The organism is Nocardioides sp. Iso805N (assembly GCF_000364605.1).
Classification (GTDB): Bacteria; Actinomycetota; Actinomycetes; order Propionibacteriales; family Nocardioidaceae; genus Nocardioides.
This window is the reverse complement of the sequence record NZ_KB822575.1, coordinates 271,149-292,821: the sequence shown is the minus strand read 5'-3', so window position 1 is coordinate 292,821 and position 21,673 is coordinate 271,149. Positions and strand designations below refer to the sequence as shown.

Here is a 21,673-nt window from a genome sequence, read left to right as displayed (position 1 = left end):
GAGTCGGGCCTGCGTCCGGGTTGAGTCGGGCCACCGTCCCGCCACCCGGGTCGGATAGCGTGCATGAAATGCGAGACGACCTGGGCACGCCGTACGCCGGCGAGGGTCCGGCCTCGCGCGTGGTCTCGCTGGTGCCGTCGCTGACCGAGGCGTTGGCGAGCGTCGCGGAGGGTCGACTCGTCGGCGCCACGCAGTGGTGCACGCACCCCGGGGACCTCGACGTCGTACGCGTGCGCGGCACCAAGAACGCCGACCTGGCCGCGATCGCCGAGCTACGGCCCGATGTCGTCGTGGCCAACAAGGAGGAGAACCGCGAGCTCGACGTACGCCGCCTGCGCACCGCCGGGATCGCAGTCTGGGTGACGGATATCCGGACGGTGCCCGATGCGGTGGCCTCGATGGAGCGGCTCTTCGACGCGCTGGGCTGGGGGCGTCCTGCCTGGCTGGCGAGAGCGCGTGACCTGTGGTGCGGACCGCTGCCACCCGTCTCCCGCCGGGTGGTGGTGCCGATCTGGCGCGATCCGTGGATGGTGGTCGGCGCCGACACGTTCACCGGCGACCTGTTGCGCCGGCTGGGCTGGCTCAACGCCTACGCCGACCCCGCCCTCAACCCCGGCAGCGAGCGCTACCCGCACGTCGAGGTCGCAGCTATCGACGCGGCCGGGGCCGACGCGATCCTGCTGCCCGACGAGCCCTACATCTTCACCGCGGATGACGGGCCCGAAGCGTTCGTGCGTACGCCGACCGAGCTGGTCAGCGGGCGGCTGATCACGTGGTACGGGCCCAGCCTGGTCGAGGCCGCGTCCATCACTCAACGGTGACGGAGCCATCACTCGACCGGGACGGACCCATCACTCGAGCTAGACGTTGCGCCGGTAGGCCCCGCCGACCTCGAAGAACGCCTCCGTGACCTGGCCCAGGGTGCACACCCGCGCGGCATCCATCAGCGCCGCGAACACGTTCTCCCCGCTCGCGGCCGCGTCCTTGAGCCGAGCGAGTGCTAGCCCGGCCTCCTCCGCGTGCTCGGCCTGGAACGCGCGCACCCGGCCCAGCTGGGACTCCTTCTCCTCCGAGGTGCCACGGGCGAGCGTGATCTCGACAGGCTCGATCGGCGCATCGGACCCCGAGCCTGTCGAGGGGCGGAAGGTGTTGACGCCGATGATCGGCAGCGAGCCGTCGTGCTTGCGGTGCTCGTAGAGCATCGACTCGTCCTGGATCCTGCCGCGCTGGTAGCCGGTCTCCATCGCGCCTAGGACGCCGCCGCGCTCGGAGAGCCGCTCGAACTCCGCCAGCACCGCCTCCTCGACGAGTTCCGTCAGCTCGTCGACCACGAAGGAGCCCTGCAGCGGGTTCTCGTTGGCGGCCAGCCCCCACTCGCGGTTGATGACCAGCTGGATCGCGAGGGCGCGGCGTACGGATTCGGCCGACGGGGTGGTGACGGCCTCGTCGTAGGCGTTGGTGTGCAGCGAGTTGGCGTTGTCGTAGATCGCGCACAGCGCCTGGAGCGTGGTACGGATGTCGTTGAACGCCATCTCCTGGGCGTGCAGCGAGCGTCCTGAGGTCTGGACGTGGTACTTCAGCTTCTGCGAGCGCTCGTTCGCGCCGTACTTCTCCTTCATCGCCACCGCCCAGATCCGGCGCGCGACCCGGCCGATCACGGTGTACTCCGGGTCCATCCCGTTGGAGAAGAAGAACGAGAGGTTGGGCGCGAAGTCGTCGATGTCCATGCCGCGGGCCAGGTAGGACTCGACGTAGGTGAAGCCGTTGGCGAGGGTGAAGGCGAGCTGGCTGATGGGGTTCGCGCCGGCCTCGGCGATGTGATAGCCCGAGATGGAGACCGAGTAGAAGTTGCGGACCTGGTTCGCGATGAACCACTCCTGCACGTCGGCCATGCAGCGCAGGCTGAACTCGGTCGAGAACAGGCAGGTGTTCTGGCCCTGGTCCTCCTTGAGGATGTCGGCCTGCACGGTGCCGCGGACCGTCCGCAGCGCCTCAGCCGGCGAGATGCCGCGCTCGGCCGCCTGATCCAGCACGGTGTTGAGGAAGAAGGCGAGGATCGTCGGCGCCGGTCCGTTGATCGTCATGCTCACGCTCGTGGAGGGCGAGAGCAGGTCGAAGCCGTCGTAGAGCGCCCGCATGTCGTCCAGGGTCGCCACGCTGACGCCGGACGTGCCGACCTTGCCGTAGATGTCCGGCCGCTCGTCGGGGTCGCGACCGTAGAGGGTGACCGAGTCGAACGCCGTGGACAAGCGGGTCGCGGGCTGACCCTCGGAGAGCAGCTTGAAGCGCCGGTTGGTCCGGAACGGGTCGCCCTCGCCGGCGAACATCCGGGCCGGGTCCTCGCCGATCCGCCGGTGGGGGAACACCCCGGCGGTGAAGGGGAAGTGGCCGGGCAGGTTCTCGCGCCGCCAGAACCGGACGAGGTCGCCGTGGTCCTCGAACCGGGGTACGGCGACGCGCGGCACCCGGGTGCCGCTCAGCGAGATGCGGCCCTCGTCGGCGTCGTACTCGGCGACGGTCTTGGGCCAGGAGTCCAGACGCTCCTGCAGCTCGGCCGGTACGTCGCGCTGCGCCTTCGCCGCCAGCTCTCCCACGTACGCCGAACTCGTCGACGCGCGCTGGTCATCCGCCTCGACAAGCTCGGCGTGCGGGTGAGGCTCGGCGTGCCGGTGCAGCTCGCCCGCGACCCGCTGGTAGGCCTGCGCCCGTCGGGCGAGCTCGACCAGCCGCTCGGTCTCGTCGTGGTAGGCGTGCACGGTCGCGCTGATCTCGGCAAGGTAGCGCGCGCGGTCGCCCGGCAGCACCGGCCTGATGCCGCTGGAGTGACGCACCGTCACGGGTGCCAGGACCGGCTCCTCGACTCGGAGCCCCTGGCCCTCCAGCACCCCCCTCAGGTGCTGGTAGAGCGCTGTCACTCCATCGTCACCGAACGTGGCGGCGGATGTCCCGAAGACCGGCATTTCCTCGGGCAAAGAATTGAACGCCTCGCGATTGCGCACCAGCTGGCGGGAGACGTCGCGCAGCGCGTCGAGGGCCCCGCGACGCTCGAACTTGTTGATCGCGACCGCGTCGGCGAAGTCGAGCATGTCGATCTTCTCCAGCTGGCTGGCTGCCCCGAACTCCGGCGTCATCACATACAGCGAGGTGTCCACGAAGGGCACGATCGCGGCGTCGCCCTGGCCGATGCCGGGCGTCTCCACGATGACCAGGTCGAATCCGGCGGCCTTGACGACGTCGATCACGTCGCTCAGGTGCTCGGGCACCTCATGGGCGCCCCGGGTGGCGATCGAGCGGTAGAAGACCTGATGGCCCTCGACCCCTGTCGGGTCGAGCACCGTCATCCGGATCCGGTCGCCCAACAAGGCACCGCCGCCGCGGCGACGGGTCGGGTCGATCGCGATGACGGCCACCCGCAGGCGGTTCTGCTGGTCGGTGCGCAGCCGGCGGAGCAGCTCGTCGGTGAGCGACGACTTGCCGGACCCGCCGGTGCCCGTGATGCCGAGCACCACGGGGTGGCCGGACGCCGAGCCTGTCGAGGCGCGCTCCCCGACGAGCTCGGCGAACGAGGCAGGCAGCCGGCCCTGCTCGGCGCCGGTGATCGCCCGAGCCAGCGCCAGCCGGTCACCGGCCAGTACGTCGGCGACCTCGGCGGGGTGCTCGCCCCACAGGTCGACGTCGAGATCAGCGACAACGGTGTTGATCATGCCGGCCAGCCCCAGTCGCTGGCCGTCCTCGGGGGAGAAGATGGTGACCCCAGACTCCTGGAGCCGGGCGATCTCGGCGGGGATGATCACGCCGCCGCCCCCGCCGTACACCTTGATGTGGGAGGCGCCGCGCTCGCGCAGCATGGCGACGAGGTACTCGAAGTACTCCACGTGACCGCCCTGGTAGGAGGAGACGGCGATGCCGTGCGCGTCCTCCTCGATCGCCGCGTCGACGACCTCCTGGACGGAGCGGTTGTGACCCAGGTGCACGACCTCGCAGCCCTGCGCCTGGAAGATCCGGCGCATGATGTTGATGGCGGCGTCGTGGCCGTCGAAGAGGGCGCTCGCTGTGACAACGCGCACATGGTGAGCGGGGGTGTGCAGATCTGCCATGGAGGACTCCCGAGGCATTAGTAGGATCTCCTAGTAACCATCGATACTAGGACATCCAAGTATCGATGTCGACGCGAGGAAGAGGACTCATGGAGCGGATCGGCGTGATCGGCGGCGGGCTGATGGGATCGGGCATCGCCGAGGTGACGGCCCGGGCGGGCATCGACACCGTGGTGGTCGAGGTGAGCCAGGAGGCGGCCCAGGTCGCCGAGGACAAGATCCGGTCCTCGCTGGAGCGAGCGCTGTCGCGGGGCAAGATCGACGAGGCCGAGCTGGCCGCGGTGCTGGGCCGGATCACTGTCGCGACCGACCTGGAGGCGCTGGCCGACCGTGACCTGGTGGTCGAGGCCGCCAGCGAGCGCGAGGACGTCAAGCTGGACCTGTTCCGTCGTGTTGGCGCGATCCTGGAGAAGGACGACGCGATCCTGACCTCCAACACCTCCTCGATCCCGATCGTGAAGCTCGGCGCTGTCGCCGGGCGCGCCGACCGGGTGATGGGCGTGCACTTCTTCAACCCCGCACCCGTGATGCAGCTGGTCGAGCTGATCCCCTCGCTGACCACCTCGCCCGAGACCCTGGCGCGGATGCAGGCGTTCGTGACCGACAAGCTGGGCAAGCAGCCGATCGAGGCCACCGACCGGGCCGGGTTCGTGGTCAACAGCTTGCTGGTGCCCTACCTGCTCTCCGCGATCCGGATGTATGAGGCTGGCTACGCCTCGGCTGCCGACATCGACAAGGGCATGGTGTTGGGCTGTGGTCACCCGATGGGCCCGCTGGCGCTCTCGGACCTGATCGGACTGGACACCATCCGGGCGATCGGGATCTCGATGTATGAGGAGTTCAAAGAGCCGCTCTACTCCCCGCCGCCGCTGCTGGACCGGATGGTCGATGCCGGCCTGATGGGCAAGAAGAGCGGCCACGGCTTCTACGCCTACTGAGCCCTGACCGAAGAGGAACGATGAACGTGAACGAGTACCCCCTGTTCGCCCTCTCCCGGGAGCACCAGGAGATCCGCCGGGTGATCCGGGAGATCTGCGATGACAAGATCGCGCCCGCTGCTGCGGCGGTGGATGAGGAGGCGCGCTACCCGCAGGAGGCGCACGACGCGTTGCTGGCCTCGGACTTCTTCGCGCCGCACGTGCCCGAGGCGTACGGCGGGGTGGGCGCCGATGCGTTGGCCACCGTGCTGGTGATCGAGGAGATCGCCCGCGCCGACGTCTCGGCCTCGCTGATCCCGGCGGTGAACAAGCTGGGCTCGCTGCCGGTGCAGATCGCGGGCTCGGAGGAGCTGAAGCGGAAGTACCTGGGCGCGCTCGCCGCCGGCGAGGGCGGGTTCTCCTACTGCCTCTCCGAGCCGGACGCCGGGTCGGACGCGGCCGCGCAGAAGACCCGCGCCGTACGTGACGGTGCGGGACCGGACGCTGGGTGGGTGCTCAACGGCACCAAGCGCTGGATCACCAACGCCGGAGCCTCCCAGTTCTACACGGTGCTCGCGGTGACCGACCCGGAGAAGCGCTCGCGGGGGATCAGCGCGTTCGTGGTGGAGAAGTCGGATGAGGGTGTCTCGTTCGGTGCTCCGGAGAAGAAGCTGGGCATCAAGGGCTCCCCGACGCGTGAGGTCTACTTCGACAACGTCCACATCCCGGCTGATCGGCTGATCGGGGAGGAGGGCCGCGGGTTCGAGTACGCGATGAAGACCCTGGACCACACCCGGATCACGATCGCTGCCCAGGCGGTCGGGGTCGCGCAGGGTGCGCTCGACTACGCGCTGGGCTATGTCCAGGAACGTCAGCAGTTCGGCAAGCCGATCGCGTCCTTCCAGGGGATCGAGTTCATGCTCGCCGACATGGGCATGAAGGTCGAGGCGGCCCGCCAGATGACCTATGCCGCCGCGGGTCGCTCCGAGCGCGGGGACGCGGACCTGACGTTCTTCGGGGCAGCCGCCAAGTGCTTCGCCTCGGATGTGGCGATGGAGGTGACCACCAACGCGGTCCAGCTGCTCGGGGGCTATGGCTACACCCGCGACTACCCCGTCGAGCGGATGATGCGCGACGCCAAGATCACCCAGATCTACGAGGGCACCAACCAGGTCCAGCGGATCGTGATGGCACGGCAGCTGCTCGCCGGCGTACAGAGCAATATCTGACATCGGCCGCTATCCTGACCGGGTCGCGCGCCGCCCGGGGTCGGTGCGTGGCGGTGGAAGGGTGAGGCGTGGACACCAGTGTTGAGCGTAAGTCGTGCTCGTTCTGCGGCGTACGCGGCCAGAAGGGCATGGGGTTGGCCGGCGGGCTCGGGGCGATGATCTGCGAGCCGTGTGTCCAGCACTTCCACGAGCTCTTCGGCTCGCCCGAGCGGCTCAGCAAGGCCGCGCGACCGCCGTGGGAGGCGATGACCGACGCCGAGCTCCTCAGCAAGATCCCGCTGATCTCGGCGAACGCCGACCAGGTCTCCGAGTTCCTGGTCGAGTGGGTCGAGCTGGTGCGGGAGCGGAAGATCTCCTGGGCCGAGATCGGGAAGGCGCTCGGCATCAGCCGCCAGGCCGCCTGGGAGCGGTTCGCGCCACGGATGAGCGTGGTCACGTCATCCGCCTCGTCGGCCTGAGCTCCCGCGTACGCGATCGTGCCGGCGTCGCGCGGACGACGACGTCGAGGAATGAAGGCGTGTCAGGGACAACCTGACAAGTGATACGTTCTGCGTCATCGGACTGCCCGAGGTGACGTGGCGTGGGGGCTGCGTCCCTCGGGCAGTCGGATCTTGCCGTCGCCGCTCAGCCGCCGGCGTTGTGCGGCGGTGTTGCGCGGCCCGGAAGCGGCCGGGTTGGTGGCATCGCGCAGGATGGTCAGAAGCGTCGGCCATCGTGGGCCGTAGCCCAGTCGAGGAGGACGACCCGATGAGCGACCCGGAGCACGACGGCTCGCCGGCGAAGCTGGCGAGTGCCGCGCAGCTGGTCTCGGCGACAGAGCTCCACCCGCACAGCGCGGCCCTCTCCGAGGCCGCCCAGGAGCTCGGGCAGCTGCTGATGCCCTACCGGTTCGCGCTCGAGGAGATGATGACCAAGATCAACATCATCCGCGAGGAGCTCAGCTTCCGGCCCGACGGCAGCCCGATCGAGCACGTCAGCTCCCGGCTCAAGTCGATCGACAGCCTCCGGCAGAAGGCCGAGCGTCTCGGCTGCGAGTTCACCCCCGAGGCCATCGCGCACCAGATCTTCGACGTCGCCGGCATCCGGATCGTCTGCAGCTTCATCGAGGACGCCTACTGGGTGCTCTCGATGCTGACCAGTCAGCCCGACGTCAAGGTCATCGAGATCAAGGACTACATCGGCAACCCGAAGCCGAACGGCTATCGCAGCCTGCACGCGATCGTCCAGATCCCGGTGTTCCTCTCCGACTCCATCCGCGAGGTCTGCGTCGAGCTCCAGGTCCGCACCGTCGCGATGGACTTCTGGGCCAGCGTCGAGCACAAGATCTACTACAAGTTCCGTCAGGAGATCCCGCTCCAGCTCGGCGACGAGCTCGCGGAGGCCGCCACGGTGGCGCACGAGCTCGACCAGCGGATGAGCGACCTGCGTGAGTCGCTGCGGGGTGCGGGGGTGCCGCACCCGTCGGTCGAGGAGTAGGTGTCGGCGTTCGTGGTTCTGACCCTGGGGGTCAGAACCGTCGCCTCTAGGCCACCGGGTCGCCGGCGGCAGCCCGCAGTGCGGTCAGCTGCCGGGTGAGGTCGAGCAGCTGGGCGCCGGACGCCCCGGGATCTGCGAAAACGTCGCCGTTCAGCCCGGCGGTCGCCCGGGCGACGATCGCGCGGCCGTCGTCGGTGATCGCCGCCAGCACGATCCGGCGATCCTGCTCACCACGGGAGCGCACCACCCAGCCCTGCTTCTCCAGCCGGTCCACCGCGCTCGTCACGCTGGTGGGATGGACCTGCAGCAGCGAGCCGAGCTTGGTCATCGGCAGCTGTCCGTGCCGGGTGAAGTCGAGCAGCTGCAGCACCTCGTAGCGGGCGAAGCTCAGGTCGAGCGGCCGGAGCACGGCGTCGATCCGCTCCATCAGCAGCTGGTGCACCCGGACGACCGACGTCACCAGTGCCATCCCGTCGGCGGCCTCGGCCCAGCCGTGCGCCACCCACTGCCGGTGCGCCTCGCTGATCGGATCGGACATGGGGACGATCGTAAAGGGCAGCGAGGTCCGGAACCCGCTCGTGTGTCGAGACCCGCGTCGCTTAATCTCAGCCGGTGACCCCCGCGCGCCCCTGGCTCCCTGTGCTCGCCGTCGTCGTGACCCTGGTGCTCTGGGCATCCGCGTTCGTCGCGATCCGACATCTCGCCGATGACTTTCGTCCCGGCGCGCTCGCGCTGGGCCGCCTCGGCACCGGAGCCCTCTGCCTCGGTGCCGTGGCACTGCGGCGCCGCCGTCAGCTGGTGCGACCGCAGCGGATCGACTGGTGGCGGTTCGTGACGATCGGGCTGCTCTGGTACGCCCTCTACATGGTCGCGCTCAACGCCGGTGAGCGCCGGATCGACGCCGGCACCTCGGCGATGCTGATCCAGCTCTCGCCGATCCTGATCGCGGTGCTCGCGGCGCTCTTCCTCGGCGAGCGGTTCACCCGCTGGATCGTGCTCGGCCTGGTGCTGGCCTTCGCGGGCGTGGTCGTGATCAGCCTCGGCTCCGGCGGGAGCGGCGGCCACGATGTCCTCGGCGTACTGCTGTGTCTGGTCTCCGCCGTCGCCTATGCCGTCTCGCTGATCCTGCAGAAGCCGCTGATGGGCCGCTACGCCTCGATCCAGGTGACCTGGATGGCCTGCACCATCGGCGCGATCGCGTGCCTGCCCTTCGCAGGACAGCTCGTCTCCGACGTACGCGCCGCGCCGCTCAGCGCGACGCTGTGGGTGATCTACCTCGGCGTCTTCCCGACGGCGATCGCCTTCACCACCTACGGCTTCGCGCTCACTCACATGAGCGCGTCCTCGCTGGGGATCACGACCTACCTGGTCCCGGTGATCACCGTGCTGCTGGCCTGGGCCTGGCTGGGTGAGACCCCGCCCGCGATGGCGTACGTCGGAGGAGCGCTCGCGCTACTCGGCGTCGCCGTCGCGCGCCGACGCTGATCCCGAGAGGTCACATCCTGCGGGTCGAGTGTCCACCGGAACTGCCCTCTCAACGCGCGAAAGGTGACCTCTCAACGCTCCAGCCAGCCGCGGAAGGCCTCCAGGTTCGCGGTCGACTCACCCCGGAGCTTGCGCCACTCCCACTCCTTGCGGATGGAGCTGGCGAACCCGAGCTCGAGGATCGTGTTGAACGACTCGTCCGCGTAGGTCAGCACCGACCCGAGGACGCGATCGAGCTCGTCGGGCGTGAGCGTGGAGAGCGGCAGCCGGGCGTCGAGGTAGATGTCGCCGAGGCGGTCGAGCCCGAACGCGACCGCGTACATCCGCAGGTTGCGCTCCAGCAGCCAGCGGTAGACGCCCTCGAAGTTCTCGTCCGGTCGTCGGCACACGAACGCGTGTACGCCGAGGGCGTGCGGGCCCACGTCGAGGCGCACCGGCGTCTGCAGCTTCTTCTCGCCGGGGAGTGCGAAGGAGTAGGTGCCGTCCTCACCGGTCCACTCCAGCTCGTTGGCGCGCAGCCAGTCCTCGATCACCTCGCCGGGCCCGGTCATACCCGCACCAGCTCCCGGGCCCGCTCGTAGACGTCGAGGGTGTGCCGCGCGGTGGCCTCCCAGGAGAAGTCCTGGGCGTGCACCAGCGCACCCGCTGCGAGTCTGGCCCGCAGCGAGTCGTCGGTCGCCACCCGGCCGAGCGCATCGGCCCACTGCGCGGCGCCGTGGCCCTCGACCAGCAGGCCGCTGCGACCGTCGCGGACAGCCGTGGTCAGGCCGCCGACGGCCGCCGCCACCACCGGCGTGCCGCACGCCTGGGCCTCGGCAGCCACCAGGCCGAACGACTCGTTGTAGGAGGGCACCGCCACCAGCGATGCGGCGGCGTACCAACGGGCGAGGTCTGCCTGCGAGACCGGCGGCACGAATCGCACCACGTCGTTGATCCCCAGCTCGTCGGCCAGCTGGGCGAGGGACTCGGGGTGCTCCAGGCCGGTGCCCGAGGGGCCGCCGACCACGGGAACGACCAGTCGCTGCCGCAGCGCCGGGTCGCGCGCGAGCAGGACAGCGACGGCGCGCAGCAGCACGTCGGGTGCCTTCAGCGGCTGGATCCGGCCGGCGAAGAGCAGCACCGTGGCGTGGGCGGGCAGGCCGAGCGCCGCTCGTGCGGCCGCCCGATCCCGCGGCTGGAAGACGTCCAGGTCGACGCCGGGGTGCACGACTTCGACCCGGCCGGGGTCGGCGTCGTAGAGGTTGATCAGTTGCTTGGCCTCGAGGTCCGTGTTGGCGATGAGCAGATCGGCGGCCTCGACCACCTGCTCCTCACCGATCAGCCGGGCGCTCGGCTCCGGGGTGTCGCCCTCGGCGAGCGCCTCGTTCTTGACCTTGGCCATGGTGTGCATCGAGTGCACCAGCGGGACGCCCCAGCGGTCCCGGGCCAGAGCCCCGACCTGACCGGAGAGCCAGTAGTGCGAGTGCACGACGTCGTAGTAGCCGATCGGGTGCGCTGCTTCGGCGCGCAGCACCTCACGGGCGAAGACGCACAGCTGACCCGGCAGCTCCGCCTTGGTCAGGCCCTCGAACGGGCCGGCCGGGATGTGCCGCACGACGACGCCGTCCGCGGCCTCAACCAACGGCGCGAGCTGGGAGGAGGTCGCCCGAGTGAAGATGTCGACCGCCACGCCCTGCTGACCGAGTCGCCGGGCCAGCTCGAGGACGTAGACGTTCATGCCGCCGGCGTCGCCGGTGCCGGGTTGGTCGAGCGGAGAGGTGTGCAGGCTGATCATCGCCACCCGCTTCATACCCCACCCCTTCGACGGCCTTGTTTTTCTGCATGGCTGCGCAGCCACAACCTGCCCAGTGTCCCGCATGTTCCCGCCGTACTCCGAGCCGCCGTCGGCGGCACGGTGTCGGTGCGCCAGAATCGGGACATGACCGCCGACTCATCCGCCGCCTCGCCCGCCGCCTCGCGCGCAGCCAAGACCGCCGTCGTCACCGGGGCGTCCAGCGGCATCGGAGCCGCCACCGCGCGGGCGCTCGCCGCCGCCGGGTATCACGTGTTCTGTGCCGCGCGGCGCAGCGATCGGATCGAGGCCCTCGCTGCGGAGATCGGCGGAACGGCGGTCGCCGCCGACGTCACGTCGGCGGAGTCGGTCGCGCAGCTGGCCGCCGTGGTGGGCGACCGGCTCGACGTGCTGGTCAACAACGCCGGCGGTGCCTTCGGGATGGAGCCGGTCACCGCGGCCGACCTCGACGCCTGGCAGCGGATGTACGACGTGAACGTGCTGGGCACGACCCGCGTCATCAAGGCGCTGGTGCCGGCGCTGGTGGCCAGTGGCGCAGGTGCCATCGTGAACCTCGGCTCCACGGCTGCGCGGACGGCGTACGAGGGCGGCGCCGGCTACAACGCGGCCAAGTTCGGCGAGCGTGCTGTGACCGAGGCGCTGCGACTCGAGCTCTTCGACCAGCCGGTGCGGGTGATGGAGATCGACCCCGGAATGGTGCGCACCGACGAGTTCGCGCTCACCCGTTTCAATGGCGACCAGGCACGGGCCGACGCGGTCTACGCGGGTGTGGACGAGCCGCTGGTCGCCGAGGACGTCGCCGACGCGATCGCGTGGATGGTGACGCGGCCTGCTCACGTCAACATCGACACCCTGGTGATCAAGCCGCGCGCCCAAGCCGCACAGCACAAGGTGCACCGCCGGGCCTGAGCGGCTCACGACGCCGCGGGCGGTTCTGTGCGCTTCTGTGCAGTTCTGGGCGGCGCTGAACGGTCGCGCCGAGGATTCTTCGCCGGTCCCCTGCGGGTGCCAGACTGCCGAATGTGCAGACGATCGGACTCATCGGTGGCATGAGCTGGGAGAGCAGCGCCGCCTACTACGAGAGCCTCAACAAGGGCGTGCAGGAGCGGCTTGGCGGTCTCCACTCGGCCAAGGTCGTGCTCGCCTCGGTCGACTTCGCCGAGGTCACGGCGCACCAGCAGTCGGGGGACTGGGACGCGGCCGGTGTCCTGCTGGCGGATGCTGCGAAGGGCCTTGAGAAGGCGGGCGCCGACTTCATCCTGCTGTGCGCCACGACGTTCCACCAGGTCTACGACGCGATCGCCGCAGCGGTGTCGGTCCCGGTGGTCCACCTCGCCGACGTGCTCGCGGCCAAGTGCCAGGAGCTCGGCATCTCCACTGTGGGCTTCCTGAGCACCGCCTACACCATGGAGAACGACTTCTTCGCCCAGCGGATCGCCAGCCACGGGCTCGACGTCAACCTGCCCGACCCGGTGCACATCGAGACGCTCGACTCGATCATCTACAACGAGCTCGTCTTCCGGACGGTGAACCCGAGCTCGCGACGCAGGGTCGCGACCATCGTCGACGAGCTGTGGGACAGCGGCGCCCAGGGCGTCATCCTCGGAGCGTCCGAGCTGTCCCTGCTGGTGCGGCCGGAGGACGTCGAGGTGCCGGTGCTCGACGTCATCACCGTGCACGTCGAGGCAGCGCTCGAGCGCGCTCTCGCCTGAGATCTCCGGCGTCACTGGCCCAGCACCAGCTCGATCACCCGGCGCAGATCTGCCGTGAGCGCCTGCTCCGGCACCGAGCCGGTGTCGCCGCACAGGTCGAAGCGGTAGACGAAGCCGTCGGCCCGCGGACGCGCCTCGGCGATCGCCGCCAGGTCGACCGCCCCCACCAGCGTGCTCAGCTCCGGCACGCGGTCGTCGTCACTGTCCAGATCGACCTCACCGGAGCGGTTGAGGCCGGCGAACCCGCCACTGCGCCGTACGGCGACGATCCGGCTCATGTCGGTGTCACTCCCACCGTGGTCCAGGCCGCACGCACCCCGTCGGCGTGGTTGCCGGCCGCTGCGACGGTCGCTGCCGCGAAGCCCGCGAAGTCGGTGTCGGGGCCGACGTCGCTGCCGGTCAGTGCGGCGTACCAGATCCGGCCGGCGCCCTCCCAGCTGTTGCCGCCGACGGCGATCGCCGCGAGGTAGAAGGCCCGGTTGGGGATGCCGGAGTTGGTGTGCACGCCGCCGTTGTCATCGTCGGTGTCCACGTAGCCGCTCATGTCGGAGGCCTGCGGATCCTTGCCGAGCTGGGGGTCGTCGTAGGCGGTGCCGGGGCGGGCCATGTCGCGCAGCGCGCGACCCTGTACGCCCGGCAGGAAGAGCCCCTCGCCGATCAGCCAATCGGCCTGGTCGGCGCTCTGGCCGAGCAGGCGCTGCTTGACGCACGAGCCGAACACGTCCGAGATCGACTCGTTGAGGGCACCGGACTGGCCGGAGTAGGTCAGGGCGGCGGTGCGCTCGGTGACTGCGTGGGTCAGCTCGTGCCCGAGGACGTCGACCGGTTTGGTGAACCGGCCGAAGATCTTGCCGTCACCGTCGCCGAAGACCAGCTGGGTGCCGTCCCAGTAGGCGTTGTCATAACCCTGCTCGTAGTGCACCGAGAGCGAGACCGGGGCGCCCTTGCCGTCGAACGAGGACCGGTCGTAGACCTCCTGGTAGAGGTCGAGGGTGGCGGTGATCCCGCTGGCCGCCTCGTCCACCGCGTCGTCGCCGGAGGCGGGCTGGCCGGCGGACCGGACCAGGTCGCCAGGAAGGTCGGCGGTGTTGTGGCAGGTGTGCACCGACCAGGCAGGTGCGCCGGCGGCCGACTGCGGCACGGGATGGGGCCCGGCCTCGCGGCGGGCTCGCAGCGCCTGGTCGGTGGCGACCAGGTGCGGCTGCAGCCGCTCGATGAGGTAGGGCGGGATGAAATGGCAGCGGACCCGAGATGTCATGGGCCCACTGAACACCGCGCCACCGACAGTTTCCAGAAGAACCGCAGCTGGTTCAGACCAGTGCTCAGCCCAGCCGCGCCGGGAATCCGCCCGTGGCCACCGGGCCCCACGAGATCGGCGTGACCCGGATCAGCGACTTGCCCTGGCGCACCATCGCCGCGCGGTAGTCGTCCCAATCGGGGTGCTCGCCGGAGATGGACCGGAAGTAGTCGACCAGCGGCTCCAGGGCCTCGGGAAGGTCGAGCACCTCGGCGTCGCCGTCCACCTGCACCCACGCGTCGTTCCAGTCCTCGGAGAGCACCAGCACCGATGCCTTCGGCGTACGGCGGAGGTTGGCGACCTTCGCCCGTTCGGGGTAGGTCGAGATCACGATCCGGCCTGCCTCGTCCACCCCGCCTGAGACGGGGGAGAGCTGGGGGCTGCCATCGGCGCGGGTGGTCACCAGGATCATCCGGTGGCGGGGACGGACGAAGTCCAGGAGCTCATTGCGGGAGACATGTGTGTTGGTGGCGATCTTCGGCATGGTCATGACGGTATGCGATCGGACCAGTGAGCAGCAGCCGGCGCCGGCGGCCCCACCGCCGTTCGCGGATGCGGGGCGGAGCGCCCGGCGCCGATAGGCTTGAACGGAATCCCAAAGCGAAAGTCGAGTGCTCCCGCATGTCCGAGAACAAGCTGGCAAACCTGCGCAACGTCGCCATCGTTGCTCACGTCGACCACGGTAAGACCACCCTGGTCGACGCGATGCTCCGTCAGGGCGGCGCCTTCACCGCGCACGAGGTCGAGTCGGTGGCCGATCGTGTCATGGACTCGGGTGACCTCGAGCGCGAGAAGGGCATCACCATCCTCGCGAAGAACACCGCGATCCGCTACAACGGTTCCTACGCCCCCGAGGGCGGCATGACCATCAACATCATCGACACCCCCGGCCACGCCGACTTCGGTGGCGAGGTCGAGCGCGGTCTGTCGATGGTCGACGGCATCGTGCTGCTGGTCGACGCCTCGGAGGGCCCGCTGCCCCAGACCCGCTTCGTGCTGCGCAAGGCGCTGAACGCGGACATGCCGGTCGTGCTGGTGCTCAACAAGGTGGACCGTTCCGACGCCCGGATCGACGAGGTCGTCGACGAGACCTACGAGCTGTTCATGGACCTTCTTGACGACTCGCACTCCCAAGACGCCCTGGACTTCCCGGTGGTCTACGCCAGCGGCAAGGCGGGCATCGCCTCGCTGGAGAAGCCGGAGAACGGCACGCTGCCCGACGGCGACAACCTCGAGCCGCTGTTCAAGACGATCCTCGAGACCATCCCGGCCCCGGTCTACACCGAGGGCGCGCCGCTCCAGGCCCACGTCACCAACCTCGACGCCTCGCCGTTCCTCGGTCGGCTCGCGTTGCTGCGCATCCACCAGGGCACTATCCGCAAGGGTCAGACGGTCGCGTGGATGCAGCGCAACGGCGACGTCAAGAACGTCAAGATCACCGAGCTGCTCATCACCAAGGGCCTGCACCGCGAGCCCGGCGAGGAGGCCGGCCCCGGTGACATCGTCGCGGTCGCGGGCATCCCGGAGATCATGATCGGCGAGACCCTCGCCGACGCCGAGAACCCGATCGCGCTGCCGCTGATCCACGTCGACGACCCGGCGATCTCGATGACCATCGGCACCAACACCTCGCCGCTGGTCGGCAAGGTCAAGGGCTCCAAGGTCACCGCGCGGATGGTCAAGGACCGGCTCGACTCGGAGCTGATCGGCAACGTCTCGCTCAAGGTCCTGCCGACCGAGCGCCCCGACGCCTGGGAGGTCCAGGGCCGTGGTGAGCTCGCGCTGGCGATCCTGGTCGAGCAGATGCGCCGCGAGGGCTTCGAGCTCACTGTCGGCAAGCCGCAGGTCGTGACCAAGGAGATCAACGGCAAGGTCCACGAGCCGGTCGAGCGCCTGACCGTTGACGCTCCCGAGGAGTTCCTCGGCGCGATCACCGAGCTGCTGGCCAACCGCAAGGGCCGGATGGAGAACATGACGAACCACGGCACCGGCTGGGTGCGGATGGAGTTCGTCGTACCGGCGCGTGGCCTGATCGGCTTCCGCACCGACTTCCTCACCGAGACCCGCGGCACCGGCATGTCGTCCTCGATCTCGGAGGGCTACATGCCGTGGGCCGGCGAGATCCGCGCCCGCAACAACGGCTCGCTGGTCGCCGACCGCAGCGGTGCCGCCACCGCTTACGCGATGACCTCACTGCAGGAGCGCGGCACGATCTTCGTCGAGCCGAGCACTGAGGTCTACGAAGGCATGATCGTCGGCGAGAACAGCCGCGCCGACGACATGGACGTCAACATCACCCGCGAGAAGCAGCAGACGAACATCCGCTCGGCCACGTCGGACAACTTCGAGAAGCTGACGCCGCCGAAGAAGCTCTCGCTCGAGCAGTGCCTGGAGTTCTGCCGCGACGACGAGTGCGTCGAGGTGACCCCGGAGATGGTCCGCATCCGCAAGGTGGTCCTCGATGCCAACGAGCGGGCCAAGTCGGCGAGCCGACAGCGCAAGGCCAACAAGGGCTGAGACTGGCTCTGACGGTTTGACCCCCAGGGGTCAAAGCCGAAGGTTGTTGGGCGGTGCTTTGCCCCCCAGCGTTCGGTTTTGACCCCTGGGGGTCAGTCCATTTCCGCCTACGTCTGCGTGACAGCGCCCTGCTCGAGCAGCGCATCCACATCGCTCTCGGTGAAGCCCGCCGCCAGCAGCACGGCGCAGGTGTCCTGCCCCGCGACGTGCACCTCGCCCGGCGGCAGCCCCGGCGTACGGGAGAAGACGGGGGCCGCCCGTGGTGCCTGCCCGCCGTTGTACGGCGCGAAGATCCCGCGCGCGACGTTGTGCGGATGCGACGGTGCCTCCTCCAGTGACAGCACCGGCGCCACGCAGGCGTCCGTCGAGTCGAAGATCTCCGTCCATTCGTCGCGCGTCTTGGACCTGAACGTCTCGCTCAGCGCCGTCCGCATCTGCGGCCACCGGGCGATGTCGTACTGGTCGAACTCCAACCCGGTGCCCCGCATCAGCTCGGCGAAGAACTGGGGCTCCAGAGCGCCGACGGCGACGTGCTTGCCGTCGGCGCACTCGTAGGTGTCGTAGAACGGTGTCCCGCCGTCCAGGAGGTTGGCCTCACGCTGGTCCTGCCACAGGCCGTCGGCCTTCATGCCGTAGACCATCGTCATCAGCGAGGCGGCGCCGTCGACCATGGCTGCGTCGACGATCTGGCCCTTGCCGGACACCGTGCGCTCGTGCAGCGCGGCCAGGATCCCCATCACCAAGAAGAGCGTGCCGCCGCCGAAGTCGGCGACCAAGTTGACCGCGTTGCGCGGCTTGTCCGCCGAGCCGGTGGCATGCAGCGCGCCGCTCAGCGCCGCGTAGGTGATGTCGTGGCCGGCCCGGTCGGCCATCGGGCCGGTCTGGCCCCAGCCCGTCATCCGGCCGTAGACGAGACGGGGGTTGCGCTCCAGACACGTGTCCGGACCGAGGCCGAGCCGCTCCATCACGCCCGGGCGTAGGCCCTCGACGACCACGTCGGCGTCGTCGATCAGTCGCAGCACCGCCTCGATGCCGGCCGGGTTCTTGAGGTCGACGGCGATGTTGGGCCGGCTGCGGTTGAGCACCGCGGTGTCCAGGCCGCCCGTCTTCGGACGATCGATGCGGATCACCTCCGCGCCCAGCTCGGCGAGCAGGAGACACGCGTACGGGCCGGGGCCGATACCCGCGAACTCGATGACGCGCAGGCCAGCAAGAGGTCCAGTCATGGGTGGCATCATGCCGACGTGTGGGTGCGGGCGGTAGCGTCGTCCACGTGCTGAAGATCGGATACAAGGCCTCGGCCGAGCAGTTCGGCCCCCGTGATCTCGTCGAGTACGCCGTGCTGGCCGAGGAGGTGGGCCTGGACAGCGTCTGGATCAGCGACCACTTCCAGCCGTGGCGCCACGAGGGTGGTCATGCGCCGCAGGCGCTGCCGTGGCTGGCCGCCGTCGGCGAGCGCACCGAGCGCGTCCTGCTCGGGACATCTGTGCTCACGCCGACGTTCCGCTACAACCCGGCGGTGCTGGCGCAGGTGTTCGCCACCCTCGGCTCGCTCTACCCGGGCCGGATCGCGCTGGGGGTCGGCTCCGGCGAGGCGCTCAACGAGATCGCCGTGGGTTCGGTGCCGAACGAAGGTGAGTGGCCGGACTTCAAGGAGCGCTCGGGGCGGCTGCGCGAGTCGATCCAGCTGATGCGCCGGCTGTGGAGCGAGGACCGGGTCACCTTCGAGGGGACCTACTACCACACCAAGGACGCCACCATCTATGACAAGCCGGGAGAGCCGATCCCGGTTTACATGGCCGCGGGCGGCCCGCAGATGGCCAAGAGCGTCGGCCGCAACGCCGACGGCTTCATCTGCACCTCGGGTAAGGGCGAGGAGCTGTACGCCTCGCTGCTCGGTGCGTTGGGCGAGGCGGCCGAGGCCGCTGGCCGCGACGTCAGCGGCATCGACAAGATGATCGAGATCAAGCTCTCCTACGCCCCCACCCGTGAGGAGGCGCTGGAGAACACCCGCTTCTGGGCTGCCCTCGCGCTCACCCCCGAGCAGAAGCACAGCGTGCACGACCCCTCCGAGATGCAGGCGCTCGCCGACGCGCTGCCGATCGAGCAGGTCGCCAAGCGCTGGATCGTCGCGACCACGCCCGAGGAGGTGGTCGTCGGGCTGAAGCCCTACGTCGAGCAGGGCTTCAACCACCTCGTCTTCCACCCGCCGGGTGATGACCAGGGCGGCTTCTTGAAGTCCTTCGCCGACGAGGTCGTGCCGGCGCTGCGCGAGCTCGGCTGAATCAGCGGTCGGTCCGGGCAGGACCCGTGGCACCGCAGGGGCGCTGCCGCAGCCGTAGCGCCCGTGAGGGACGAGCGGGCACGGAGCGAGGCCTGCCGCAAGGTGCCACGGGGCTGGGCCGGACCGACCTTCTGACTCAGAGGTCGAGCTTGTAGCCCAGCCCGCGCACGGTCACCAGGAACTTCGGCTCGCTCGGGTCGGGCTCGAGCTTGGCCCGCAGCCGCTTCACGTGGACGTCGAGCGTCTTGGTGTCGCCGACGTAGTCGCTGCCCCAGACGCGGTCGATGAGCTGCCCACGGGTGAGCACGCGGCCGGGATTGCGCAGGAACATCTCCAGCAGCTCGAACTCCTTGAGCGGCAGTCGCTGCTCGTTGCCGCCGACGGTGACGACGTGGCGCTCGACGTCCATCCGCACCGGGCCGGCCTCGAGCGTCGCGGGAGCCAGGTCCGGCTCGATCCCACGGCGCAGTACGGCGCGGATGCGCGCGACGAGCTCACGCGGGGAGTACGGCTTGGTGACGTAGTCGTCGGCGCCCAGCTCGAGGCCGACCACCTTGTCGACCTCGTCGTCCTTGGCGCTGACCATGATCACCGGCACCGATGAGGTGGTGCGGATCTGCCGGCAGACCTCGGTCCCCGAGATGCCTGGCAGCATGAGGTCGAGCAGGACGATGTCGGCGCCGTTGCGGTCGAACTCCTTGAGCGCGGTGTCGCCGTCGGCCGCGATGGCGACCTCGAAGCCCTCCTTGCGCAGCATGTAGGAGAGTGCCTCGCTGTAGCTCTCCTCGTCCTCGACGACGAGTACCCGGGTCACGCGAGGTCCCCGACGAGTCGTTCGCCGGCGAAGCGCTGCGGGGGGAGGGAAGAACTCGGTGGGGTGCTCATGGGCGGTCCTCCTTGGTAGATGCAGTGGAGACGAGAGGGGTCGACCTGCTCGGCAGATGTTGCGGCAGGGTGAGGGTGAACGTCGAGCCCTGGCCCTCGACCGACCACACCCGCACCTCGCCGCCGTGGGTGGCGGCGACGTGCTTGACGATGGAGAGGCCGAGGCCGGTACCGCCGGTGGAGCGGTGTCGGGCGGGGTCGACGCGGTAGAACCGCTCGAAGATCCGGTCGATCTCGTCCTGGGGGATGCCGATGCCCTGGTCCACGACGGAGATCTCGACCGAGCCGTGCTCGGCCTTGGTGGTTACCGAGACGCTCGAACCGGGGTCGGAGTAGGCGATGGCGTTCGAAATCAGGTTGGCGACGGCGGCGAGCACCTGCTCCTCGTTGCCGAAGACCTGCAGCCCGTGGGTGTTGCCGGTGCGCACCGTGATGTCCTTCTTGCCGGCATCGATCGCGCTGGTGTCCACGGCGGTCGCGATGACCGCGTCGACGTCGACGGCCTCGGGGGCTTCGAGCGGCTCGTCGCCCTGGAGCCGGGAGAGCTCGATGATCTGCAGCACCAGCTGGGTCAGTCGATCGCTCTCGGTCAGCATGCGACCTGCGAAGCGGCGTACGGCGTCGGGATCCTCGGCAGCGTCGGCGACGGCGTCGGCGAGCAGGCGGATCGCCCCGACCGGGGTCTTCAGCTCGTGCGACACGTTGGCGACGAAGTCGCGGCGTACGGCCTCCACGCGGCGCTCGCGGGTGCGGTCCTCGACCAGGGCCAGCACCAGCCGCGAACCCAGCGGGGCCACGCGGGCGGTGACGTGCCGGGGCGGGACACCGGGGCGGGTCATCACCAGCTCGGTCTCGCGGATCTGGCCGTCGCGGCGGACCTGGTGGACCAGGTCGGCCAGCTCGGCGGAGAGCAGCGCGGTCCCGCGCACCAGGCCCAGCGCGTACGCCGGAGCCGATGCCTTCAGCACAGTGTCGTCATCGTCGACCACGACTGCGCTGCTGCGCAGCACCGAGAGCACGGTGGCGACCTCCGGCGGCACCACCGGCTCCTCGACCATGGTGACGTGACGCTGCTGGCTCTCGCTGACGTGCCAGGCGATCACGGCGGAGGCAGCGACGACTGCACCGAGAAGAGCGGCGAGGAACGCCTGCGTCGTCGAATCCACACGTACAGGGTAAGGCTCCGCTTCACCCAGGATTCGCGATCTGGACGCTGGCGCGACGAACGTTCATCCACGGTTCACCCGTCCTCCCCAGGCCTTCATCTATCCTGCGTAGGCTCGCCCTCATGCGTTACGCCTTCCATGACCAGCTCGACAGCATCTTCTCGGACCTGGCTGACATCTGCCGCCAGGTCGAGACGGCGGTGCGGCTCGCCACCGAGGCGCTGCTGACCGGCCGGGCCGATGTGGCCGAGCAGGTCATCAGCGGCGATGTCCAGATCGATCGGGCTCGGGAGCGGGTCGAGGACACCGCGCTCGCCCTGCTCTCGCTGCAGGCCCCGGTGGCCGGGGATCTCCGCACCGTCGTCGCCGCGCTGCGGATGGTCAGCGAGCTCGAGCGGATGGGTGACCTCGCCGTGCACGTGGCCAAGATCGCCCGGCTGCGCACCCCGAACCTGGCCGTGCCCGAGCAGGCACGCGAGACGATGGCGCGGATGGCCGCGGTGGCCGAGGACATGGTCTCGCGGGTCGCGGACATCATCGACGAGCGCAACGTCGAGCAGGCCGAGGCAGTCCGCAAGGACGACGAGGAGATGGACACGCTGCGTCGCTCCACCTTCACCCAGCTGCTCGGCAAGGAGTGGACCGGTGGCATCGAGGCAGCGGTTGACGTGGCGCTGCTGGGCCGTTATTACGAGCGCATCGCCGACCACGCCGTGGCGGTGGCCGGCCGGGTGATCTTCGTCGTCACCGGCGCGGCGCCCGCGTCCTCCTGAAATGGTCGAGAGGTCACTTTCTGCTGGTTGAGTGTCCATCGCT

At 69.5% G+C, this 21,673-nt stretch carries 21 protein-coding genes; 11 read left to right on the top strand and 10 right to left on the bottom strand.

Features of this window, described 5'->3' with window-relative positions:
* The first annotated feature begins 68 nt into the window (after positions 1-68).
* On the top strand, positions 69-821 hold the full coding sequence (locus H036_RS0101400; protein WP_017932980.1) for a helical backbone metal receptor: 753 nt from the start codon (positions 69-71) through the stop codon (positions 819-821).
* Between the two features lie 39 nt (positions 822-860).
* On the opposite strand, the gene icmF is transcribed toward H036_RS0101400, so the two are convergent.
* A complete protein-coding gene (icmF, locus tag H036_RS0101395) occupies positions 861-4,097 on the bottom strand; it encodes a fused isobutyryl-CoA mutase/GTPase IcmF (RefSeq protein ID WP_017932979.1) in 3,237 nt (1,078 codons plus the stop codon).
* A gap of 89 nt (positions 4,098-4,186) precedes the next feature.
* Between icmF and H036_RS0101390 the strand changes: the two genes are divergently transcribed.
* The 4 genes from H036_RS0101390 (at position 4,187) to H036_RS0101375 (ending at position 7,719) form a co-directional block, all read left to right on the top strand.
* Positions 4,187-5,035 carry a 3-hydroxybutyryl-CoA dehydrogenase gene (locus H036_RS0101390; RefSeq protein WP_017932978.1) on the top strand — a complete coding sequence of 283 codons (849 nt, stop codon included), beginning with the start codon at positions 4,187-4,189 and terminating at the stop codon, positions 5,033-5,035.
* Positions 5,036-5,055: 20 nt separating this feature from the next.
* Positions 5,056-6,243, top strand: a complete 1,188-nt coding sequence (locus tag H036_RS0101385; RefSeq protein WP_017932977.1) for an acyl-CoA dehydrogenase family protein — start codon at positions 5,056-5,058, stop codon at positions 6,241-6,243.
* Positions 6,244-6,311: 68 nt separating this feature from the next.
* Positions 6,312-6,701, top strand: coding sequence for an AsnC family protein (locus H036_RS0101380; RefSeq protein ID WP_026145701.1), 390 nt, complete (start codon positions 6,312-6,314; stop codon positions 6,699-6,701).
* Between the two features lie 289 nt (positions 6,702-6,990).
* Complete coding sequence (locus H036_RS0101375; protein WP_017932975.1) at positions 6,991-7,719, top strand: GTP pyrophosphokinase; 729 nt, start codon at positions 6,991-6,993, stop codon at positions 7,717-7,719.
* Between the two features lie 46 nt (positions 7,720-7,765).
* On the opposite strand, the gene H036_RS0101370 is transcribed toward H036_RS0101375, so the two are convergent.
* Positions 7,766-8,257 carry a MarR family transcriptional regulator gene (locus H036_RS0101370; protein WP_017932974.1) on the bottom strand — a complete coding sequence of 164 codons (492 nt, stop codon included), beginning with the start codon at positions 8,255-8,257 and terminating at the stop codon, positions 7,766-7,768.
* Positions 8,258-8,331: 74 nt separating this feature from the next.
* Between H036_RS0101370 and H036_RS0101365 the strand changes: the two genes are divergently transcribed.
* Complete coding sequence (locus H036_RS0101365) at positions 8,332-9,204, top strand: DMT family transporter (protein ID WP_036487115.1); 873 nt, start codon at positions 8,332-8,334, stop codon at positions 9,202-9,204.
* A gap of 71 nt (positions 9,205-9,275) precedes the next feature.
* Here the strand turns inward: H036_RS0101365 and H036_RS0101360 are convergent, their stop codons facing one another.
* Together H036_RS0101360 and mshA are read right to left on the bottom strand one after the other, a co-directional pair.
* On the bottom strand, positions 9,276-9,755 hold the full coding sequence (locus tag H036_RS0101360; RefSeq protein ID WP_017932972.1) for a YbjN domain-containing protein: 480 nt from the start codon (positions 9,753-9,755) through the stop codon (positions 9,276-9,278).
* Entirely contained in the window at positions 9,752-10,993 is a 1,242-nt protein-coding gene (gene mshA / locus H036_RS0101355; protein ID WP_017932971.1) for a D-inositol-3-phosphate glycosyltransferase, read from the bottom strand. Before mshA ends, H036_RS0101360 begins: the two co-directional genes overlap by 4 nt.
* A gap of 129 nt (positions 10,994-11,122) precedes the next feature.
* Here mshA and H036_RS0101350 point away from each other — a divergent pair, with 129 nt between their 5' ends.
* Together H036_RS0101350 and H036_RS0101345 are read left to right on the top strand one after the other, a co-directional pair.
* Positions 11,123-11,905, top strand: coding sequence for an SDR family NAD(P)-dependent oxidoreductase (locus tag H036_RS0101350; protein WP_017932970.1), 783 nt, complete (start codon positions 11,123-11,125; stop codon positions 11,903-11,905).
* A 113-nt stretch (positions 11,906-12,018) separates the two neighbouring features.
* The gene (locus tag H036_RS0101345; protein ID WP_017932969.1) at positions 12,019-12,708 is read left to right on the top strand and encodes an aspartate/glutamate racemase family protein; all 690 of its coding nucleotides are present in this window, start codon (positions 12,019-12,021) and stop codon (positions 12,706-12,708) included.
* A gap of 11 nt (positions 12,709-12,719) precedes the next feature.
* Here H036_RS0101345 and H036_RS25830 read toward each other — a convergent pair whose 3' ends face one another.
* The 3 genes from H036_RS25830 to H036_RS0101330 all read right to left on the bottom strand — a co-directional run bounded on the left by H036_RS25830 (position 12,720) and on the right by H036_RS0101330 (position 14,495).
* Positions 12,720-12,986 (bottom strand): protealysin inhibitor emfourin, encoded by a 267-nt coding sequence (locus H036_RS25830; protein WP_017932968.1) that lies wholly within the window; start codon positions 12,984-12,986, stop codon positions 12,720-12,722.
* Positions 12,983-13,966 (bottom strand): M4 family metallopeptidase, encoded by a 984-nt coding sequence (locus tag H036_RS0101335; protein WP_017932967.1) that lies wholly within the window; start codon positions 13,964-13,966, stop codon positions 12,983-12,985. The genes H036_RS25830 and H036_RS0101335 overlap by 4 nt, the downstream gene beginning before the upstream one ends.
* 64 nt (positions 13,967-14,030) lie before the next feature.
* On the bottom strand, positions 14,031-14,495 hold the full coding sequence (locus H036_RS0101330) for a PPOX class F420-dependent oxidoreductase (protein ID WP_017932966.1): 465 nt from the start codon (positions 14,493-14,495) through the stop codon (positions 14,031-14,033).
* Between the two features lie 131 nt (positions 14,496-14,626).
* On the opposite strand from H036_RS0101330, the gene typA reads away from it, so the two are divergent.
* Positions 14,627-16,522, top strand: coding sequence for a translational GTPase TypA (typA, locus tag H036_RS0101325; RefSeq protein ID WP_017932965.1), 1,896 nt, complete (start codon positions 14,627-14,629; stop codon positions 16,520-16,522).
* Positions 16,523-16,629: 107 nt separating this feature from the next.
* Here the strand turns inward: typA and H036_RS0101320 are convergent, their stop codons facing one another.
* Entirely contained in the window at positions 16,630-17,748 is a 1,119-nt protein-coding gene (locus tag H036_RS0101320; protein ID WP_017932964.1) for a CaiB/BaiF CoA transferase family protein, read from the bottom strand.
* Positions 17,749-17,795: 47 nt separating this feature from the next.
* Here H036_RS0101320 and fgd point away from each other — a divergent pair, with 47 nt between their 5' ends.
* Positions 17,796-18,806, top strand: coding sequence for a glucose-6-phosphate dehydrogenase (coenzyme-F420) (gene fgd / locus H036_RS0101315; protein WP_036487271.1), 1,011 nt, complete (start codon positions 17,796-17,798; stop codon positions 18,804-18,806).
* A gap of 136 nt (positions 18,807-18,942) precedes the next feature.
* Here fgd and H036_RS0101310 read toward each other — a convergent pair whose 3' ends face one another.
* Both H036_RS0101310 and H036_RS0101305 read right to left on the bottom strand, forming a co-directional pair.
* Positions 18,943-19,620, bottom strand: coding sequence for a response regulator transcription factor (locus tag H036_RS0101310; RefSeq protein ID WP_017932962.1), 678 nt, complete (start codon positions 19,618-19,620; stop codon positions 18,943-18,945).
* Between the two features lie 67 nt (positions 19,621-19,687).
* The gene (locus H036_RS0101305) at positions 19,688-20,857 is read right to left on the bottom strand and encodes a sensor histidine kinase (protein WP_017932961.1); all 1,170 of its coding nucleotides are present in this window, start codon (positions 20,855-20,857) and stop codon (positions 19,688-19,690) included.
* 122 nt (positions 20,858-20,979) lie between these two features.
* Here H036_RS0101305 and phoU point away from each other — a divergent pair, with 122 nt between their 5' ends.
* Positions 20,980-21,630: a phosphate signaling complex protein PhoU gene (gene phoU, locus H036_RS0101300; protein ID WP_017932960.1), complete on the top strand. Its 651-nt coding sequence runs from the start codon at positions 20,980-20,982 to the stop codon at positions 21,628-21,630.
* The last annotated feature ends 43 nt before the right edge of the window (positions 21,631-21,673 follow it).